General features: G+C 59.9%; 15 protein-coding genes. 9 read left to right on the top strand and 6 right to left on the bottom strand.

The window, feature by feature from the left end; translation table 11 throughout:
- The coding region (locus AB1576_05745; GenBank protein ID MEW6081270.1) for an integrase at window positions 1–453 on the bottom strand (453 nt) is incomplete at its 3' end.
- Window positions 454–527: 74 nt separating this feature from the next.
- Between AB1576_05745 and lgt the strand changes: the two genes are divergently transcribed.
- The 4 genes from lgt (at window position 528) to AB1576_05765 (ending at window position 2,572) form a co-directional block, all read left to right on the top strand.
- Window positions 528–1,304, top strand: coding sequence for a prolipoprotein diacylglyceryl transferase (gene lgt / locus AB1576_05750; protein ID MEW6081271.1), 777 nt, complete (start codon window positions 528–530; stop codon window positions 1,302–1,304).
- Between the two features lie 83 nt (window positions 1,305–1,387).
- Window positions 1,388–1,576, top strand: a complete 189-nt coding sequence (locus tag AB1576_05755) for a ferredoxin (protein ID MEW6081272.1) — start codon at window positions 1,388–1,390, stop codon at window positions 1,574–1,576.
- 46 nt (window positions 1,577–1,622) lie between these two features.
- Window positions 1,623–2,006, top strand: coding sequence for a NusG domain II-containing protein (locus tag AB1576_05760; protein ID MEW6081273.1), 384 nt, complete (start codon window positions 1,623–1,625; stop codon window positions 2,004–2,006).
- 98 nt (window positions 2,007–2,104) lie between these two features.
- Entirely contained in the window at window positions 2,105–2,572 is a 468-nt protein-coding gene (locus AB1576_05765; protein ID MEW6081274.1) for a phosphatidylglycerophosphatase A, read from the top strand.
- A 14-nt stretch (window positions 2,573–2,586) separates the two neighbouring features.
- Here the strand turns inward: AB1576_05765 and AB1576_05770 are convergent, their stop codons facing one another.
- Both AB1576_05770 and nikR read right to left on the bottom strand, forming a co-directional pair.
- Window positions 2,587–3,321 carry an NAD-dependent deacylase gene (locus AB1576_05770; GenBank protein MEW6081275.1) on the bottom strand — a complete coding sequence of 245 codons (735 nt, stop codon included), beginning with the start codon at window positions 3,319–3,321 and terminating at the stop codon, window positions 2,587–2,589.
- A gap of 31 nt (window positions 3,322–3,352) precedes the next feature.
- The gene (gene nikR / locus AB1576_05775) at window positions 3,353–3,772 is read right to left on the bottom strand and encodes a nickel-responsive transcriptional regulator NikR (protein ID MEW6081276.1); all 420 of its coding nucleotides are present in this window, start codon (window positions 3,770–3,772) and stop codon (window positions 3,353–3,355) included.
- A gap of 1,063 nt (window positions 3,773–4,835) precedes the next feature.
- On the opposite strand from nikR, the gene AB1576_05780 reads away from it, so the two are divergent.
- From AB1576_05780 to proC, 5 genes are all read left to right on the top strand, one after another.
- Window positions 4,836–6,197, top strand: coding sequence for a radical SAM protein (locus AB1576_05780; protein ID MEW6081277.1), 1,362 nt, complete (start codon window positions 4,836–4,838; stop codon window positions 6,195–6,197).
- 68 nt (window positions 6,198–6,265) lie between these two features.
- Window positions 6,266–7,288, top strand: coding sequence for a lysylphosphatidylglycerol synthase transmembrane domain-containing protein (locus AB1576_05785; protein ID MEW6081278.1), 1,023 nt, complete (start codon window positions 6,266–6,268; stop codon window positions 7,286–7,288).
- Between the two features lie 79 nt (window positions 7,289–7,367).
- Entirely contained in the window at window positions 7,368–8,960 is a 1,593-nt protein-coding gene (locus AB1576_05790) for a hypothetical protein (GenBank protein MEW6081279.1), read from the top strand.
- Between the two features lie 78 nt (window positions 8,961–9,038).
- Entirely contained in the window at window positions 9,039–10,397 is a 1,359-nt protein-coding gene (locus AB1576_05795; GenBank protein MEW6081280.1) for an aspartate aminotransferase family protein, read from the top strand.
- A 359-nt stretch (window positions 10,398–10,756) separates the two neighbouring features.
- Window positions 10,757–11,668 (top strand): pyrroline-5-carboxylate reductase, encoded by a 912-nt coding sequence (gene proC / locus AB1576_05800; GenBank protein ID MEW6081281.1) that lies wholly within the window; start codon window positions 10,757–10,759, stop codon window positions 11,666–11,668.
- Here proC and AB1576_05805 read toward each other — a convergent pair.
- Genes AB1576_05805 through AB1576_05815 form a run of 3 tightly spaced genes read right to left on the bottom strand, consistent with a single transcriptional unit; the run spans window position 11,612 to window position 15,629 of the window.
- Window positions 11,612–13,528 (bottom strand): TRAP transporter permease, encoded by a 1,917-nt coding sequence (locus AB1576_05805; protein MEW6081282.1) that lies wholly within the window; start codon window positions 13,526–13,528, stop codon window positions 11,612–11,614. The two genes, proC and AB1576_05805, sit on opposite strands and share 57 nt — an antisense overlap.
- 31 nt (window positions 13,529–13,559) lie before the next feature.
- The gene (locus tag AB1576_05810) at window positions 13,560–14,570 is read right to left on the bottom strand and encodes a TAXI family TRAP transporter solute-binding subunit (protein MEW6081283.1); all 1,011 of its coding nucleotides are present in this window, start codon (window positions 14,568–14,570) and stop codon (window positions 13,560–13,562) included.
- A gap of 57 nt (window positions 14,571–14,627) precedes the next feature.
- Window positions 14,628–15,629, bottom strand: a complete 1,002-nt coding sequence (locus tag AB1576_05815; GenBank protein MEW6081284.1) for an MBL fold metallo-hydrolase — start codon at window positions 15,627–15,629, stop codon at window positions 14,628–14,630.
- Between the last annotated feature and the right edge of the window lie 131 nt (window positions 15,630–15,760).

Genomic DNA, 15,760 nt, shown 5'->3' on the forward strand with positions numbered 1-15,760 from the left:
ACTTCCACCGTCATGAGCCACAAGGTCTATCTCCAAGAACCCAGGCTCCGTGTCGTTCCAATCGGCGAAGGTCTTGGCGGGGATGTCGTTTTTCAGGAGGGAGCCGGGTTTAGTACCGGTCCGCCCCCTTAACTCAAGTCTTGTTCTTTCGGGCCTCAGTAGCCGGTCGACCGTGGCCGAGCTGATACCAAAAATCTTGGCCCGGGTCTCTTCCTTAAGGGTCAACTCACCAAAACTCTCAAGTACTGGAACAACCTCCGGTATAAAGGGGACAAGCCGTTTGCCGGAAGGGAAGTCTAAGATGGCCCAGATCTTTTTGAGAGCCCTCTTTACATCTTCGGAATAGGTTTTCCTCCCGCAGTTACGCCTCCTTCCCTGAGGCCTTTCTTTGTAGCCGCATCTTAGAAGGCTTGATGCAATGACCTCATTTCGAGTACCTTTTGGTTGATGCAAGTCGCCCCCTTTACTTCGCCCTGGCAAACCGCTACAATAGTCCTGGTAAAGCCGCTCTTTGAGGAGTGATACCCTTGGATCTCGGTCTTGACCCCGTTGCGTTCAGCCTCGGCCCCCTTGAGGTACGCTGGTATGGCCTCTTGATGGCACTGTCCGTATTGGCAGGCGTTATCCTACTCAATGCTGGGGCAAAAAGAAAGGGTATTGATGGCGATGCCCTCCTTAGCACTGCCCTCTGGGTGGTCCTCGGAGGGGTGGTTGGAGCCCGGCTCATGTACGTTGCGACCACCTGGGGCATGTTCAGGGATAACCTCTGGGAGGTCATCCGCATTGATCACGGCGGGCTCTCCTTCCACGGCGCCCTCCTGGGTGGGCTTCTTACAGGCCTCATTGTCCTCAGGAGGGATCTCAGGCTCTTCCTGGCCGGATCTGACCTGGTGGTACCCGGGGTTTGCCTGGGATATGCTCTTGTTAGAATAGGAAACATCTTTAACGGGGAGGTCCTGGGAAGGACTGCCACAGCCCTCCCTTTCCCCCGGCATCCCGCCCAGCTCTATGGAGTGGCAATCGGCCTGGCCCTGCTGGTGCTGCACGCCCGGAGTTCCCGGCTGCCACACACCGAGGGCAGCCTGTTCTGGAGGTTCGTCATCAACTACTCAATACTCAGGGCGGTGGTGGAGGAGACGTTCAGAGAGAACCCTCTCATCTGGCCTGTGCTTCAGAGTGAGGCCCACGGCATAGGCTTCTTCACCCTAACCCAGCTAGTGACACCGCTGGCCCTCCTGGTGGGCTATGCAGGGCTCCGAATCACCCAGAGGGTGATGTCATCTCGAGCGCCTACCAGTTCCTAGACCTAGAAGCATGCTAGTTGCTATGACCCTGCGCCTCAGGATAGAATCTATGGGGAAACTCAACGATCGGGGAGTGACACCTAATGGCTAAACCTGTAGTTGACCCAAACCTGTGCATAGCCTGCGGGCTGTGCGCAGATATGTGTCCTGAGGTCTTCGAAATGGGCGAGGAACACGCTATCGTCAAGGATGACGCTGACTGCGACAGCGCAGGATGCTGCCAGGACGCCGCCGAGGCATGCCCCACGGAGGCCATCACACTGCCAGGCTGAACCCCATGACCCGAGAGGTATGCGGTAGGCTTGAGGAGGACCCATCATGACCAAGGGCGACAAGATGCTGATTGCCCTGCTTGTGCTCGCCATAGCCCTGTCATTTGTCCTGGTGAGGGTGCCAGCCCAGGCAACGGGGACGGGCCAAGTGGTGGTGGAGGTAGGAAAACAGGAGGTTGCCAGGTTCGACCTGGAGGTCTCCGGCGATGCCCTGCTGGTTCCCATCCAGCTGCCTGGGGGTGTGGCCAACATTGAGGTACAGGGTGGCCGGGTCAGGGTGCTTAGGTTGCCGGACCACATGTGCCCCAATCACATCTGCTCCAACACCGGGTGGATCTCCCGGCCAGGGCAGGTCATCGTATGCATGCCCAACATGATGGTGGTCACAATCGTAGGAGGCCAAGAGCGAGAGGTGGACGTCTGGTCCTGACACCCCCGGGAGACCTAGCGGGGAGGAACACCCCCGTTTAGGTCGAAGTGTTCCAAGGGGTGAATCAATTGAATAAACCTGCGCCTACGTGCGCTAGCATGAAGGATATGGCAATCAGGCGACTTGCCCAGAGGGGTGTAGCCCTCGAGTCCATTGCTGAAGTCGTGTTCTGCCTGCAGAAGATCCACTACCCGGACCTGAGCATGGATCACTGCATGGAAGCGGTGGAAAAGGTCCTGGAGAAGCGAGAGGTCCAAAACGCCCTTCTTACGGGTATATGCCTGGACCAGCTGGCGGAGAGCGGCCTACTGGAGGAACCTGTGCTGAGTTTCCTTAGGGAGGACGAACCCCTCTACGGGATCGATGAGATCATGGCCCTGAGCATTGTGAACATCTATGGTTCCATAGGCTTCACCAATTTCGGCTACCTGGACAAGGTCAAGCCCGGGATAATTGGGGAGGTAAACAGCAATACCCACTCCCCAGTCAACACATTCCTGGACGACCTCATCTCAGCCATAGCCGCGGCAGCGGCCAGTCGTATAGCCCACAGGGCCAGGGGCTAGTACCTGGCTCCCGGTCATCCCTCTAGGAACCCCAGGAGGCGAGACAACACCTCCCCAGCCTCATCGCGGTAGACGTAGTCCGCCATGCCGTCGGCGGGCGTGGGCGTACGGTTGGCTACAGCCAGCCTGGCGCCAGATGCCTTGGCCGTCCCCGGCAACATGTTTGCCGGGGAAACCTCTAGTGATGAGCCTATCACCATGAGCAGCCCGCAACCCTTGGCCTCCTGGAAGGCCTCCTCCAAGGCTCTGGAGGGCAAAGACTCCCCGAAGAGGACCACACCGGGCTTGACCAGGTCGTGACAGCGGTCGCAGCGCGGGATGGAAGAGGCTTCTGACACGGCCTCAATGGGGTAGCGCTGGCCACAAGACACACACCGGGCATGCCTCAGGTTCCCGTGGAGTTCCACGACACGACGGGAGCCCGCCGCCTGGTGAAGACCGTCCACGTTCTGGGTGATGACACACCTTAGCACGCCAATCTCCTCCATGCGAGCCAGCGCGTGGTGCCCCCTGTTGGGCATGGCCTTTCGCAAGGAGTCAAGACGGGTTCGATAAAAGTCGTAAAAGTCCCCAGGGTCAGACCTCAATGCCCATATGGAGGCAACCTTCATAGGGTCCCTCCCCCGCCACAGCCCCGAGCTGGACCGGAAGTCAGGCAGACCGGATTCAGTGCTCATACCGGCACCGGTAAACGCCACCATTGAGCGCCCCTCATCCAGCAGCCAGGAGGCCATCTCCTGTAGCGACATTCCTTCCACCCCTCCTAGATTCTCAGGCACTCTATAGCACGTCCCGAGATGAAGCCACCGTGAGGTTTCCGTGTTTCACACCCTTCTGGGCGATGAGGAGGTCCGCAAGGGCCCGCGCCTCCTTGGCCTTGGCCTTTACCACTATGACCTCGAGGCAGTTGTGATGGTCCATGTGCACGTGCATGGTGGAGACGAAGGAACCCGTGAAGTCATGCTGGAGGCGGGTGAGGAGTTCACTGAGGCCCCGGACGTGGTGGTCATAAAGGAGGGTGATGGTACCCGCAACCTCCTGTTCCCCTGCTTCCCAGCCCTCATGTATGAGACTCTTGCGGACCAAGTCCCTGATGGCTTCTGACCTTGACCCATACCCCTTCCGGCCAATCTGCCCATCAAACCTCTCTAAGAGGTCGGCCTCCATGGACACCCCAAACCGGATAATCTTCTTCCCCATACCGAAGCCCCCTTCGGACCCTTCTGCAGAGATTATATCAAATCGGGGGCATCCTGGAGTTGCTGGGAATACGCCAGGTACGGGTTTTAAGAGGCATGCTACCAGCCAGTTTACTAGCCTGTGGCAAACCTTGTGAATCTGGGGTGCTTTACCTAAGGTGAGACAATTGGATGGTTAAGGACCTCCCGGGTTGAGATAACCTAGGGAGCGATAGGAAAGAAAACTTCAGAAGAGGGGCAGGCCCGGAACAGAATCTGGAGATCGTGCTGGCGGTCCTACGAGGGCAAGCAAGATAGGAAGATATGATGACGCCACGGGATTAGCGAGACTGCACTTTGCCCGCGGCGGACACCAGATGTCACATTCGTTGACCTGGGGGACTACGGGACCCCAAGTCATAAAAGTGATTGACTACGCCTCAAGGTCCCACTGGCGAGCACCCTGGGCGCGACCCATATCACAGAGGACGTATATACGGGCCCTTCAGAAGACTTCCAACGAAACCAGAGGGCTTCGTGGCCAAGAGCCCAAGGAGACCATCCTGGTGAGCGGCACTTGCCGCTAGTTCACCAGTAGACACCTTCACGAACTGGATCAAGGCAGGGAGTAACCCGTTCGGGAATGTGCGTGCCAGGAGCCTTTCACCCGCGCAAATCACTTGAATCGATATCACCAGGGCCTCAAGTATGAAGAGGTATGGCACAACGACCTGTGAAGGCCCCGTTCAGGCTAGGCAGAGAATCGAAGAGTACCGCGTAGACTACGTGTACAGCGCCTTACAAGACCGTCAACTACGCTCGGCCCAGGCATCAGTACGTAGCCTAGATACCCGGAGATCCTGCGAAAAACCGCGTAGGGTTGTCTTGAACAGGATGAATCCCTCCTGCATTACAGGGTGCCTAGCGGGGAGGACGTCAGGTACGGTCATTGGCACGTCATCTCGCCCCCCTTGATTGATTGGTTTTTTGGGTGGTACAATCTAAGTAACTTGGGCATAATTCACAGAATAGGGAATGGGACCTGTCCCTTCTCGCATATTATTAGACAGAGGGGTGATGCCGTCATGAATCTTGCCCAATCCTACCTGGGCGAGAAAGTCCTCGAGCAAAGCATCAGGTACGTGGCGCGGGACCCCATGAAGAACCTGCCCCTACTTCTGGAGATCGCAGACCGTGTGGCAAAAGAAGCCCACCATAAGGAGAACATCTCCAACGTGCGTAGGGTTCTCCAAGACAAGGATGGCAACTGGTACAGGTATGTTGAGCGCCTCCTCACGCAGACCCACCCAAGAGTGAGGGAAAGGCTTGCGGTGAACTTCTTTCTTAACGCATCCTTGCTTGGGATCCCTAAACAGAACGAGGCTGCAAAAAGGCTTGGCGTTTCCGTGCCTTTCACAATCCTCATAGATCCCACCGAGCGGTGTAACCTCAAGTGCAAAGGGTGCTGGGCCGGCGACTACCAGCGAGAGGCTGAGCTGGACTACGAAACCCTGGACCGCCTGATGGACGAGGCAGAAGAACTAGGCATCTACCTGATAGTCATGTCCGGCGGCGAGCCGCTCATCAGGAAGGACGATATCATGTCCCTGGCACAGAAGCACCAGAACCTGTGTTTCCACATATACACCAATGCCACCCTCATCGATGAGAGGTTTGCGGAGGACCTGGTAAGGGCAGGAAACATAACCTTCGCCATAAGCCTGGAGGGCTTGGAGGACTCCACCGACCAGCGCCGGGGCAAAGGCGTGTTCCAGAAGGTAATCAGGGCCATGGATATCCTGAGAGAGGCCGGCGTTGTGTACGGCTTCTCCGCAACCTACACCCGGCAGAACACTGAGGAGATCGGCAGCGAGGAGTTCATTGACCTCATGGTCCAAAAGGGGTGCGCCCTGGGTTGGTTCTTCACCTACGTGCCTGTGGGCGGCGACGTGGATCTAGAGTACATGGCCACCCCTGACCAGCGCGCGTGGATGTACCAGAGAATACACGAATTCCGCCAGACCAAGCCTATCTTCCTGGTTGACTTCTGGAATGATGGGGAGGCAAGCCAGGGCTGCATAGCCGGGGGGAGGCGCTACTTCCACATCAACGCCTCCGGCGATGTGGAACCCTGTGCCTTTGTCCATTACGCCACCTGCAATATCAGGGATGTCACATTGAAGGAGGCCTTGGTCTCACCACTGATGAAGGCCTACCAGAAGAGACAGCCCTTCAGCACCAACATGTTGAGACCGTGCCCCCTCATTGACAATCCCGACGCCCTGGCGGAGATCGTGAAGGAGGCTGGAGCCTACTCGACACAGAAGGACGTAAGACATGACCCGGATGCCTTCGCGCACCAGCTCAGCGGTTACGCCTGCGGGTGGCAGCGTTTCGCCGACCACATTTGGAATGATAAGAAACCCGAATACGAAGCATGTAGATAAAGGGACCACCCCCTACTACTCCAAAAGAGATCGCCACGGCTCCCGTGGTGATCTTTTCAATGGGGGCGATGAGCCTGGCCGGAGAACCAGAATCCCGTTTCAGCTTCAAGTCACTAGCCCTCTCCCTGGCTCTGAGCGGGCTGGGCCTCGGGCTTGTCATCTTTCTCACGGCCGACGAGCGTACCTGGGAGGGCCTGCGCAGGTTATCCCCGGCCTTCCTGTCGCTGGGGCTGGGGGTGGTCCTGGCGCTGTGGATCGTTGAAGGGCAGAGAACCCGGACCATACTAGCCATGATGGGATATGAACTCGGCCTTGCCAGGGCCATGCGAGTGAACCTGGCCTCAGGCTTCGTGGGCGGCATCACCCCTTTCACCTCGGGAGGCCCCCCAACCCTGGTGTACCTCCTGTATCGCCTAGGCGTGCCGGTGAACAAGGGCATGGCGGTGGCAGCCACCCGCTCCCTTCTCACACTGCTCTTCTTCGCGGTATTCGTACCCTTCATACTCATGGCCTTTCGCTCTCAGGTGAACCTCCCCTCTGGCGTCAACATCCTGGTGTATGTGGCCGTTGCCTCCACCATTGCAGCGATATCTGCCTTCCTGTACATCCTGGGAAGGCCCGGGGTAGTAGAGAGAGCCGCCGCCTGGATGGTGTCAACCCCAGCCCTTAGATGGTTGCTGCGGTCTCACGACCCGAGGGCAACGGCAGGACGAGCCTCCCAGGAGGCAAGGCGGTTCGGCCGCAGCCTGCACCTGGTATTCGGAACGGGCAACCTGCGTGGCACCATCATGCTAGCCCTTTACACCCTCGCGTCCTGGGCGCTTTTCTTCAGCCTGGGCCCGGTGATTCTCGAAGGACTTGGCTTAAGCGTGCCTCTTGTCAAGGTACTAACAAGACAGGTAGTACTCTTCTTCATAGTCTCCTACACCCCCCTGCCAGGAGGCAGCGGTATGGCCGAGTTGGGCCTTGCCTCGGTGTTCTCTCCCCTGATCCCCTCACACCTTCTCCCCATCTTCGTGGGTGGATGGCGCTTCCTCACCTACCACAGCACCCTGCTGGCGGGCAGCCTCAGCTTGGCTATAACACGCTGAGGGGTTATAGCCCTCCGGCGAAACATATCCCGGGCCACTCGCGTCATTATTGGCAGGAATCCCTTGGGGAGGAGTAGTCATGCCCGTAATCAAGCGGTGTCTCGTGGTAGCGCTCCTGATCTTGACACCTCACAGCGCCCTCGCCAATGACGCCAGCCTGGGGAGGGTGGGTGAAAGCGTGCAGCCTATCTATAGCACCCAGGTGGAGATGGCCGCGGAAGAGGTCACCATCAGGGTCACCCCCACCTGTTCCTTCGTGGAAGCCTCCTTTACCTTCCGGAACCAAGGCCCCAACACCACCGTTCTCATGGGCTTCCCCCAGCCGGGGCCAGGAGAGGGACGCGAGGAATTCCGGGACGACCTCGGGCTCCACGAGTTCAAGACCCTCGTCGATGGCCAGGAGGTGCATGTAGCGCTGGAAAAGGGACTCGTTCCTGAAAGCAGGCCCCGGGACATCGACTACCCCTCATGGCACACCTGGGAGGTCGAGTTTTCACCGGGGCAGACCCGGACTGTGACAAACACCTACTGGGTGAAGAACACCCAATGGTCCAACGGTGAGGCCCTGGCCGGCTACGTACTGGTCACCGGGGGCACCTTTATGGGCCCCATCGGCCACGCCCGGGTCACCCTGGTGATGGAGGGCATTCTCCCCTACCAGATCCGCCGGGTCCAGCCAGGCGACTTCCGATTCGAAGGCCAGGACCTGGTTTGGGAGTGGCGAGACCTCGAGCCTGGCGCTGACATTGATGTATTCTATGACACCAGGGGGCTCCTGCCCTTCGCCGAGGCTGCCCTAGACCTGGATGGCAGGGCCACCCAGTGGGAGGAGTGGCTCTCCCAGGGGCGGCACGAGGAGGTTCTTGCCACCCTGGATGAGACGGGAGCCGCATCCCAGGCCGCGCTGGCCCTCTACCGGGCCCGGGCCCTGGAAGGCCTGGGCAGGTCCGCTGAGGCAGCAGCCGCCTGGCAAGGGCTCCTGGACACGGAAGGGAAGGACGATGCTCCCTTGGCTCACCTGGCGGCGCCGGAGGCCCTCTATCACCTGGCCCTTCACGGCAATAAAACCGGGGACCGGGAGGCGCTGAGACGCATCCATGGCAACCTCCGGGAGTCAAGGTTGAGCGCACCCCTCCAGAGATGGGTGGAAAGCCTGATGCCCCTCGCAGACGTGCCCCACGAGTCCCCCGTTATCCACCAGGCGTTCCTCAAGCCCGTTGAGGGTGATCCTTCCTACCGTTACCTTGTCATTGATGCTGAAGACCCGGACGGCGATATGGCCGCTCTCCACATAGTGGTGTGGTACGAGGACGGAGGCACGCAGCATGTAATCCTGGAACAGCGCTTGGCCTACCTGGACCCTTACCGTACCTCCATGGAATACCTTATTGAACAGGTGCCTCCTGGAAAGGACCCCCTGTTCTCGGTGAACCTTGAAGACGCCCAGGGCAACCTGGCCAAGGCGGGGACCCTCATCCATGAAGATCAAGAAGCCCAGGAGGACTCAGGAGAGACCCCACGGCCCCTCTCGTGGCCGCTATTCCTGGCCGCCCTATTGCTCGTGGGCGCCCTGGCAGCCATCAGGAGATCAGTCCTGAGCTCCCGTAAAGATCCGCAAGGCGATAATTCGAAGGATAAAGCCAAGGCACGACGAATGGATCAGGATACTTGAAAGGTTCTCAGTTCTCTGGCCTCGTTCATGCTGCCATCGCAAAGCAATGGGAGCCACACAACCTGAGGGGGTGCCAATGTGGCTAGCGAGATGTCGAACAAGGTTCTTGACAACGCGAAGAAGCACTTGCTTTACTCCATGGCACACTTGGGACGCATTCGCCAGGAGGGCATCAGGATCATTGTCCGGGGCGAAGACTGCCACGTCTGGGACATCCACGGGAACAAGTACATCGACGCCATGGCAGGACTGCAGGTTACCAACGTGGGTCACGGGCGGAAGGAAATAGCCCAGGCCATCTCCAGGCAACTAGAGGACATAGAGTACTGGCACATGTTCGGTTCCACAAACCTGCCCGCGGTCCAGCTGGCGGAGAGAATAGACCAAATCACTCCGGGCAGGCTCTCCGTGTCCCACTTCTGCAATTCTGGCTCTGAAGCCAATGACTCCGCCTTCAAGATAGCCCGGATCTACCATAGGATGCGGGGCCAGGGCCTTAAGCACAAGATCATATACCGCAACCAGTCCTACCATGGGATGACTATGGGGGCCACCAGCGCCGCCGGGGACAAGGCCTACAGGGCCATGTGCGAGCCCCTGGTACCAGGTTTCGTGAGAATACCCAACTGCCACTGCTATCGCTGCTTCTGCGGGAGAGAGTACCCCTCCTGCGGCATCGAGTGCGCCATGGCGCTGGAAAGGGCCATTCTCGAGGAGGGGCCTGAGACAGTCGCCGCTTTCATCGTCGACGCAGTGCAGGGGTCGGCCTCTGGCTATGCCACCCCTGTACCCGAGTACATCCCAATGGTTTGGGAGATATGCAGGAAGTATGATGTGCTCTACATAGACGATGAGGTCATTACCGGCTTTGGCAGGACCGGGAGGATGTTCGCCGTCGAGCACTGGGGCGTGGAGCCGGACATCATGACCATGGCCAAGGGCCTCAGCAGCGGCTATCTCCCCATTGCGGCCGCGGTGATGACCGGGGAAATAGCAGACGTGCTGCAAGAAACCATGTTCCTGCACGGCATGACCTACGGCGGCCACCCCACCTGTGCCGCATCGGCCCTGGCCAACCTGGACATCATTGAACGGGAGAACCTCGCTGCCAAGGCCGCTGCCATGGAACCCTACGTAATGGAGAGGCTCCAGGACTTCCTGGACTACCCCATAGTCGGGGAAGTCCGGGGAAAGGGTATGATGTACGCCCTGGAGATCGTCAAGGACAAGGCAACCCGGGAGGCCTTCTCTGCGGGCGTGCCTACCGCAGCCAAGGTGGTGGAGACCGCAGCCCAGAGGGGCGCTATCTTCCGGGTTGGAGCATTCGGCGGGGCCATCCTAATCTGCCCGCCTCTCACCATGACCAGGGATCTCGTTGATCAGATGATGGCGATACTGCAGGAAGCAGTTGCGGAGGCATCCAAGGAAGTGGGTTAGACCGCCCCTGTTAGGTGCTTGATCCTGGAGTCAAGGTCTGCTAGAATGAGTGGCAACACATAGAGCACCTGGTGATGATGGGGAACAGTAGGCCCCAGGGAATGCCAAGAGAGCGTGCCCAAGGCTGAAAGGCATGCCATCCCGGCCGCCGAAACCCGCCCTGGAGCCTGCCCGCGAAAGCGGCACTGCCGATTAAGCGGAGCCGGAGTTCCACCGTTACAGGGAAGGCCGCTCGGAAGTGGCGGCTCATGAGCTGCCCGGGACTACCGGGTAAGCAGGGTGGTACCGCGGTAAAATCGCCCCTGACGGGGCGATTTTCTATTTGCCCCGGGACAAGTCATCCTAGGGAGGGCAGTCCAGTGAGAACGCAGGTGGGTTTGATGGGGTTTGGGGTCATGGGAGAGGCACTGTGTAACAGCTGGGTGCTAAGGGAGATCCTCAGCCCCAGCGATGTGGTGATATACGACCCCGCCCCCCAGAGGATGACCCGAGCCCGCGAGCGGGGATTTGGGGCCGCCCCTGACCTCAGGTGCCTGGCGAGCCAAGCCCAGACCCTGGTGCTTTCAGTGAAACCGCAGAACGTCCCCCAGGTGCTTGAAGAGATAGGTCCTATCGTATCTGAGCGACAGTTACTGATCTCCGTAGCAGCGGGCATTTCCACGGCAAGCCTTGAGACAAGGCTCCCAAGGCCTGTGCCCCTGGTACGAGCCATGCCAAACCTTCCGTGCATCATCGGCCAAGGCATGCTGGCCTTCAGCACAGGCAGACATGCCGGCGCTGTCCACATAGACACCACCCGGGGGCTCCTGGGAGGCCTGGGTCGCATGGTCCAGGTGAATGAAGAGATGATGGACGGCGCGACCGGCCTCAGCGGTAGCGGCCCCGCCTTCATGTTTCTCATCATTGAGGCCCTGGCCGACGCGGGGGTCTACATGGGGTTTCCAAGGGAGGCCGCCCTGGAAATGGCGGCTCAGACGGCCCTGGGCTCCGCCAGGATGGTGCTGGAGAGCGGCCTTCACCCAGCCCAGCTCCGTGACATGGTAACCTCACCCGGGGGAACGGCAATAGCGGGGCTTCACTCCATGGAACGGGCATCGGTGAGGGCGGCGGTGATGGACGCGGTTCTTACGGCCCGAGAACGATCCCGGGCCCTGGGCCAGAAGGCCTGCGCGAGGGACTCAGCCCGGAGTTCCAGCGCCGTTTCCGGGGATACTCTAGGCGCTTGCCTTGCTGGCGAGGTGCCTTATGAAAAGCATGAACCCGAAGGATAGCAGGCCCACCACATCCGTCTCTGAGCATGACTGCATGAGCAGCAGGGCGGAAAGAAAGAACACCAGTCTCTCCGGCATGCGTAAGAGACCCCTGTACCACCCGCCGACTGCCAGTGACAGCGCGTACACCCCAACCATGGCCGTGACCACGGCCATGATGATCTTCCACACAGGCGCCATCATGAGGAGCGCTGGCCCAAAGGCAAACATGTAGGGCACAATGAAGGCCACGGCCCCCATCTTGAGCGCCTTCCATCCCACGGCCATGGGCTTGGCCCCGGCTATGGCGGCGCCAGCATAGGCAGCCAGGGCCACAGGCGGGGTTATGGAGGACACGCAGGCGAAGTAGAACACGAAGAGGTGAGCCTGTATGGGGTGGAGCCCCATGTTCTCCAGACCCGGCGCGATGACGGACGCAGCTATCGCGTAGGCCGCCGTTGTAGGCAGTCCCATTCCCAGGATTAAGGAGGCAACCATCCCCAGTGCCAGCGCCAGCCACAGGCTATGACCCGAGAGCTGCACCATGATGCTGGCGAACTTGACACCAAGACCTGTCTGGGTCACCACACCTAGGAGTATTCCTGCCGCCGCACACGTGGCTATAATGCCAGTGCAGTTCCGGGCTCCGGTGGCCAGGGCGTTCACAACCTCCCTAGGCCCCATCCGGAACCTGGGGTTAATCCAGCTCACCGCTACGCACGTGATGATCCCGACAAGTCCCGCCCGCATGATGGAAACCTTGGCAAAGGCCAGGAGGTAGAAGACGACTATCACCGGGAGGAAGAGGTAGGCGTGCCTGAGGACATCCCGGAGGGTTCTCTCCGAGGGGGTGCTGGCGAGTCCCCTCCTCTTGGCCTCCACGTCAACGATGAAGTAGATGGCGGCAAAGTAGAGGATGGCCGGGATGGTGGCAGCCATGATTATGCGGTGATAGGACACTCCCAGGATCTCCGCCATGATGAAGGCGCCAGCTCCCATGATGGGCGGCATTATCTGTCCCCCCGTGGAGGCGGCAGCCTCTGTGGCCCCGGCGAAGTCCGCCGGGTAACCGGCCCTCTTCATCAGCGGTATGGTGAAGCAGCCGGTAGTCACCACATTCCCCGCCGATGTGCCCGATATGGTGCCAAAGAGCGCGCTGGCAAGGACCGCCACCTTTGCAGGGCCACCCCGGGTCTTGCTGGCCATTGCGTAGGCCATGTCCACGAAGAACTGCGCGCAGCCCGAGGCTTGGAGGAAGGCGCCGAACACCACAAAGATCAAAACATAGGTTGCGGACACCATTATGGGAGTCCCCAGTATTCCCTCAAGGCTGTAGATGTAGGTGACCATCCGGGCGAGGCTGTAGCCCCTGTGGTAAAAGGGCCCCGAAAGCAGGTCTCCGTACCTCCCGTACAGCATGAAGGCCACGGCCAGGATAGGAAGGCCAAGGCCCTGCGTCCTCCTGGCCATCTCCAGCACGGACATGATGGCCACCAGGGCCACAATGGTGTCCAGGGTTGTGGGTGCCACCCCCACCCGGTAGATAAGGTCATCAAAGGTGATTATCGCGTAGATGAAAGGCAGCACCGCGCTGGCCAGGAACAGGTAGTCAAACCAAGGCAGCCTGCCGTACCACCTTCGCGAAGAAGGGTAGCACGCGAAGATGAGGAGCCCACCTAAGGCCAGGTGCGCCCCTCTTATGTACCATGGGTCCATTGTCCGGTAGCCGAATACGTATATGTGGAAGATGGCCATGCCCACCGAGACCAGTGTGACGGCCAAGGCATGGTGTCCCTGGAGTTCCCGGAAACCGGCGAACTCGCTCTCAGCCATGAACCCCGGTACGGGGGTTTTATCGCAGGTCTCAGGACGGTTCAGCATGCCGTCCCCTCCCCCCGCCTGGTTCGCGTGTCTACTTCATCTCTGCCGGCAGCAACGCCTCCGGGACCTCAACCCCTATCTCCCGGTAGTACCTCACGGCACCTGGGTGGAAGGGCAGCACGCTGTGCTCTATGTTCTCCGGCAGCGTGCCCTTTGCGGAGGGGTGGACGTTTATGAGGATGTCCACGTTCTCAAAGGTGGCCTTCACAAGCTCGTAGACGAAGTCCTCCGGGGTGTCCTTGTGGGTAATGGCGAAGTTCCACACCCCTGGAACTTGTATGTCCCTGTCAAGGCTCTTGTAGGCACCCTGGCTCATCGTGGTCTGGAAGAAGGTGGGCTGGCTCTCCAAGATGGCCGCGATCTCCCTGGGGGAGAACCCTACGATTCCAACGTCCTTCACAGCCTCCATCTCCAGGACCGACGGCAGTGGTATGCCTCCAATCCATCCCACGGCGTCCAGCAGGCCGTCTTTTGTCTGGGAGGTGAGATCCGAGTAGCCTGCGTGGATCACCATGGACGGCTTAATCCCCAGGACCTCCAGGAACAGGGGAAGGTAGGTTCCAGGGGTACCCCCGGAGGGTCCCACGCCTACGGTCTTCCCTTCAAGGTCCCTTACTGATGTGATCCCGCTGGATTTCAGCACATAGAAATGCACCTTGCTGGGGTACATCGGGAACAGGGCCCTCACGTCCACATACTCCTTACCCTTGGCCCAGCCTTCCCCGGTCCACCCTTCAAGGGCGGGGGCGTTCGTGACGTACCCAATCTCAGTCTCATTGGCGTTGACCAGCTGCATGTTGTGGACGGGCCCCCCTGTTACCTCCACGGATGCGGGGATGCCCATCTTCTCAGAGATGAGCCGTGCGTGCCCGCCCGCATACAGGAAGTAAACACCCCCTATGGAGGCTGAACCAATGGTTATGGCCCTGGGCCAGCCCTCTCTCCCCTCGACGCTGCCGGGACCAGGGCGCCCGCCGCACCCTGCCGCCAGAGTAGTGATTAACAGAATCGCAAGAGTCCTGACCAGCGTTCTAGATCCCATGGAAATGGCTCCCCCCAAGGCATCTTTGTGACCTGATGCTCAAGCTCCCTTCCTACTTCACCGCACCACCGGGATTCCCTGCTGGGGCTCCAGGGATATCACCTCGTTATCCTGGGCCACTCTTGTCGAAACCCCGCTATAACCCTCCACGTACTCCGCCATGCGCTGGGAGATGTCCCGGGGCCTGAAGCAGGCCTCGTCCAGGTGAGTCATGATGGCCAGCCCGACCCGGGATCCCGAGAGGAGGTGAGACAACCCCACCGCGGTGAGACACCGGGTGGCAAACAGGCTGTGGTAGCTCACGTTGGCCACGAGCACATCCACACAGTAAAAGGCATTCTTTAGGTCCTCCCTGTACTCAACCACCCCGCGCAGGTCGCTCATGGCGTCCCAGGGCGCCACGGGCCGGGGGCCGCCGGAGCCCTCCACGGAAATAAGGTAGCTGGTGTCGCTGGTATACCCTACCCTCAACCCTGGGGCCTCCAGGATGAACCCATAGTTCTCCCCGCCGTGGTAGGCCCGGACGAACCTCAATACACAGTCCCCTATGGCTACCTCCCCGCCGTCCTCAGCTGGGACTACCTCCTGGGGTCCCCCGGGGTAGGCCCGGGAGGGGGCCTTTCCCTGGTGAAACCGGGAGATGCGCCCGTCCTCGAGGACCTCCACCGGTGAGAACACCATTCCCCTGCGCCTGGACATGGCCTGGCACATGGCTTCGATGACAACGCCAGCGTCCCCGCAGTGGTCAGTGTGCCCATGGGAGACGTATACCGCATCTATTCCTGACAGGTCCAGCCCTTCCCTGGCCGCGTGGACCAGAGCTCCCGGGCCGGGGTCCACGCAGAGGCAGGCGCCTCCCACCCTGAGCACGAACCCTCCGGTCTGCCGGTGCTGGCTCATGAGATTGATGGGGTTGCCCCCAGTGCCGAGGAAGTGGATCCATGAACCCTCCCCGGCCCTGGGAACAGAGGCGTTTCGCCGCTCCAGGCTCTGTTTTACTATCTGCAGTGTGTAAGTGGAGAGGTAATGGTGGATCTCCCCAAGCCCGTCTCTGTCCATGAGTCACACCTCTCAGCGGGCTCTCGCCTACCCCAGTATAACACCGGGAGCGGAATAGTCGATACCGGGAGTGAACTGCCGGCCCCGGCACGAAGCAGCTCAGGATCTGTGCTGGCTGATGGTCCCTGGCG

The organism is Bacillota bacterium (assembly GCA_040754315.1).
GTDB lineage: Bacteria > Bacillota > Sulfobacillia > DUSP01 > JBFMCS01 > JBFMCS01.

Excerpts from the sequence above, each read along its gene's own strand:
- AB1576_05815 (MEW6081284.1), bottom strand. The coding sequence starts at position 15,629 with ATGGACAGAGACGGGCTTGGGGAGATCCACCATTACCTCTCCACTTAC.
- AB1576_05810 (MEW6081283.1), bottom strand. The coding sequence starts at position 14,570 with ATGGGATCTAGAACGCTGGTCAGGACTCTTGCGATTCTGTTAATCACT.
- AB1576_05780 (MEW6081277.1), top strand. The coding sequence starts at position 4,836 with ATGAATCTTGCCCAATCCTACCTGGGCGAGAAAGTCCTCGAGCAAAGC.
- nikR (MEW6081276.1), bottom strand. The coding sequence starts at position 3,772 with ATGGGGAAGAAGATTATCCGGTTTGGGGTGTCCATGGAGGCCGACCTC.
- AB1576_05770 (MEW6081275.1), bottom strand. The coding sequence starts at position 3,321 with ATGTCGCTACAGGAGATGGCCTCCTGGCTGCTGGATGAGGGGCGCTCA.
- AB1576_05765 (MEW6081274.1), top strand. The coding sequence starts at position 2,105 with ATGAAGGATATGGCAATCAGGCGACTTGCCCAGAGGGGTGTAGCCCTC.
- AB1576_05785 (MEW6081278.1), top strand. The coding sequence starts at position 6,266 with ATGAGCCTGGCCGGAGAACCAGAATCCCGTTTCAGCTTCAAGTCACTA.
- AB1576_05755 (MEW6081272.1), top strand. The coding sequence starts at position 1,388 with ATGGCTAAACCTGTAGTTGACCCAAACCTGTGCATAGCCTGCGGGCTG.
- AB1576_05790 (MEW6081279.1), top strand. The coding sequence starts at position 7,368 with ATGCCCGTAATCAAGCGGTGTCTCGTGGTAGCGCTCCTGATCTTGACA.
- AB1576_05805 (MEW6081282.1), bottom strand. The coding sequence starts at position 13,528 with ATGCTGAACCGTCCTGAGACCTGCGATAAAACCCCCGTACCGGGGTTC.
- AB1576_05760 (MEW6081273.1), top strand. The coding sequence starts at position 1,623 with ATGACCAAGGGCGACAAGATGCTGATTGCCCTGCTTGTGCTCGCCATA.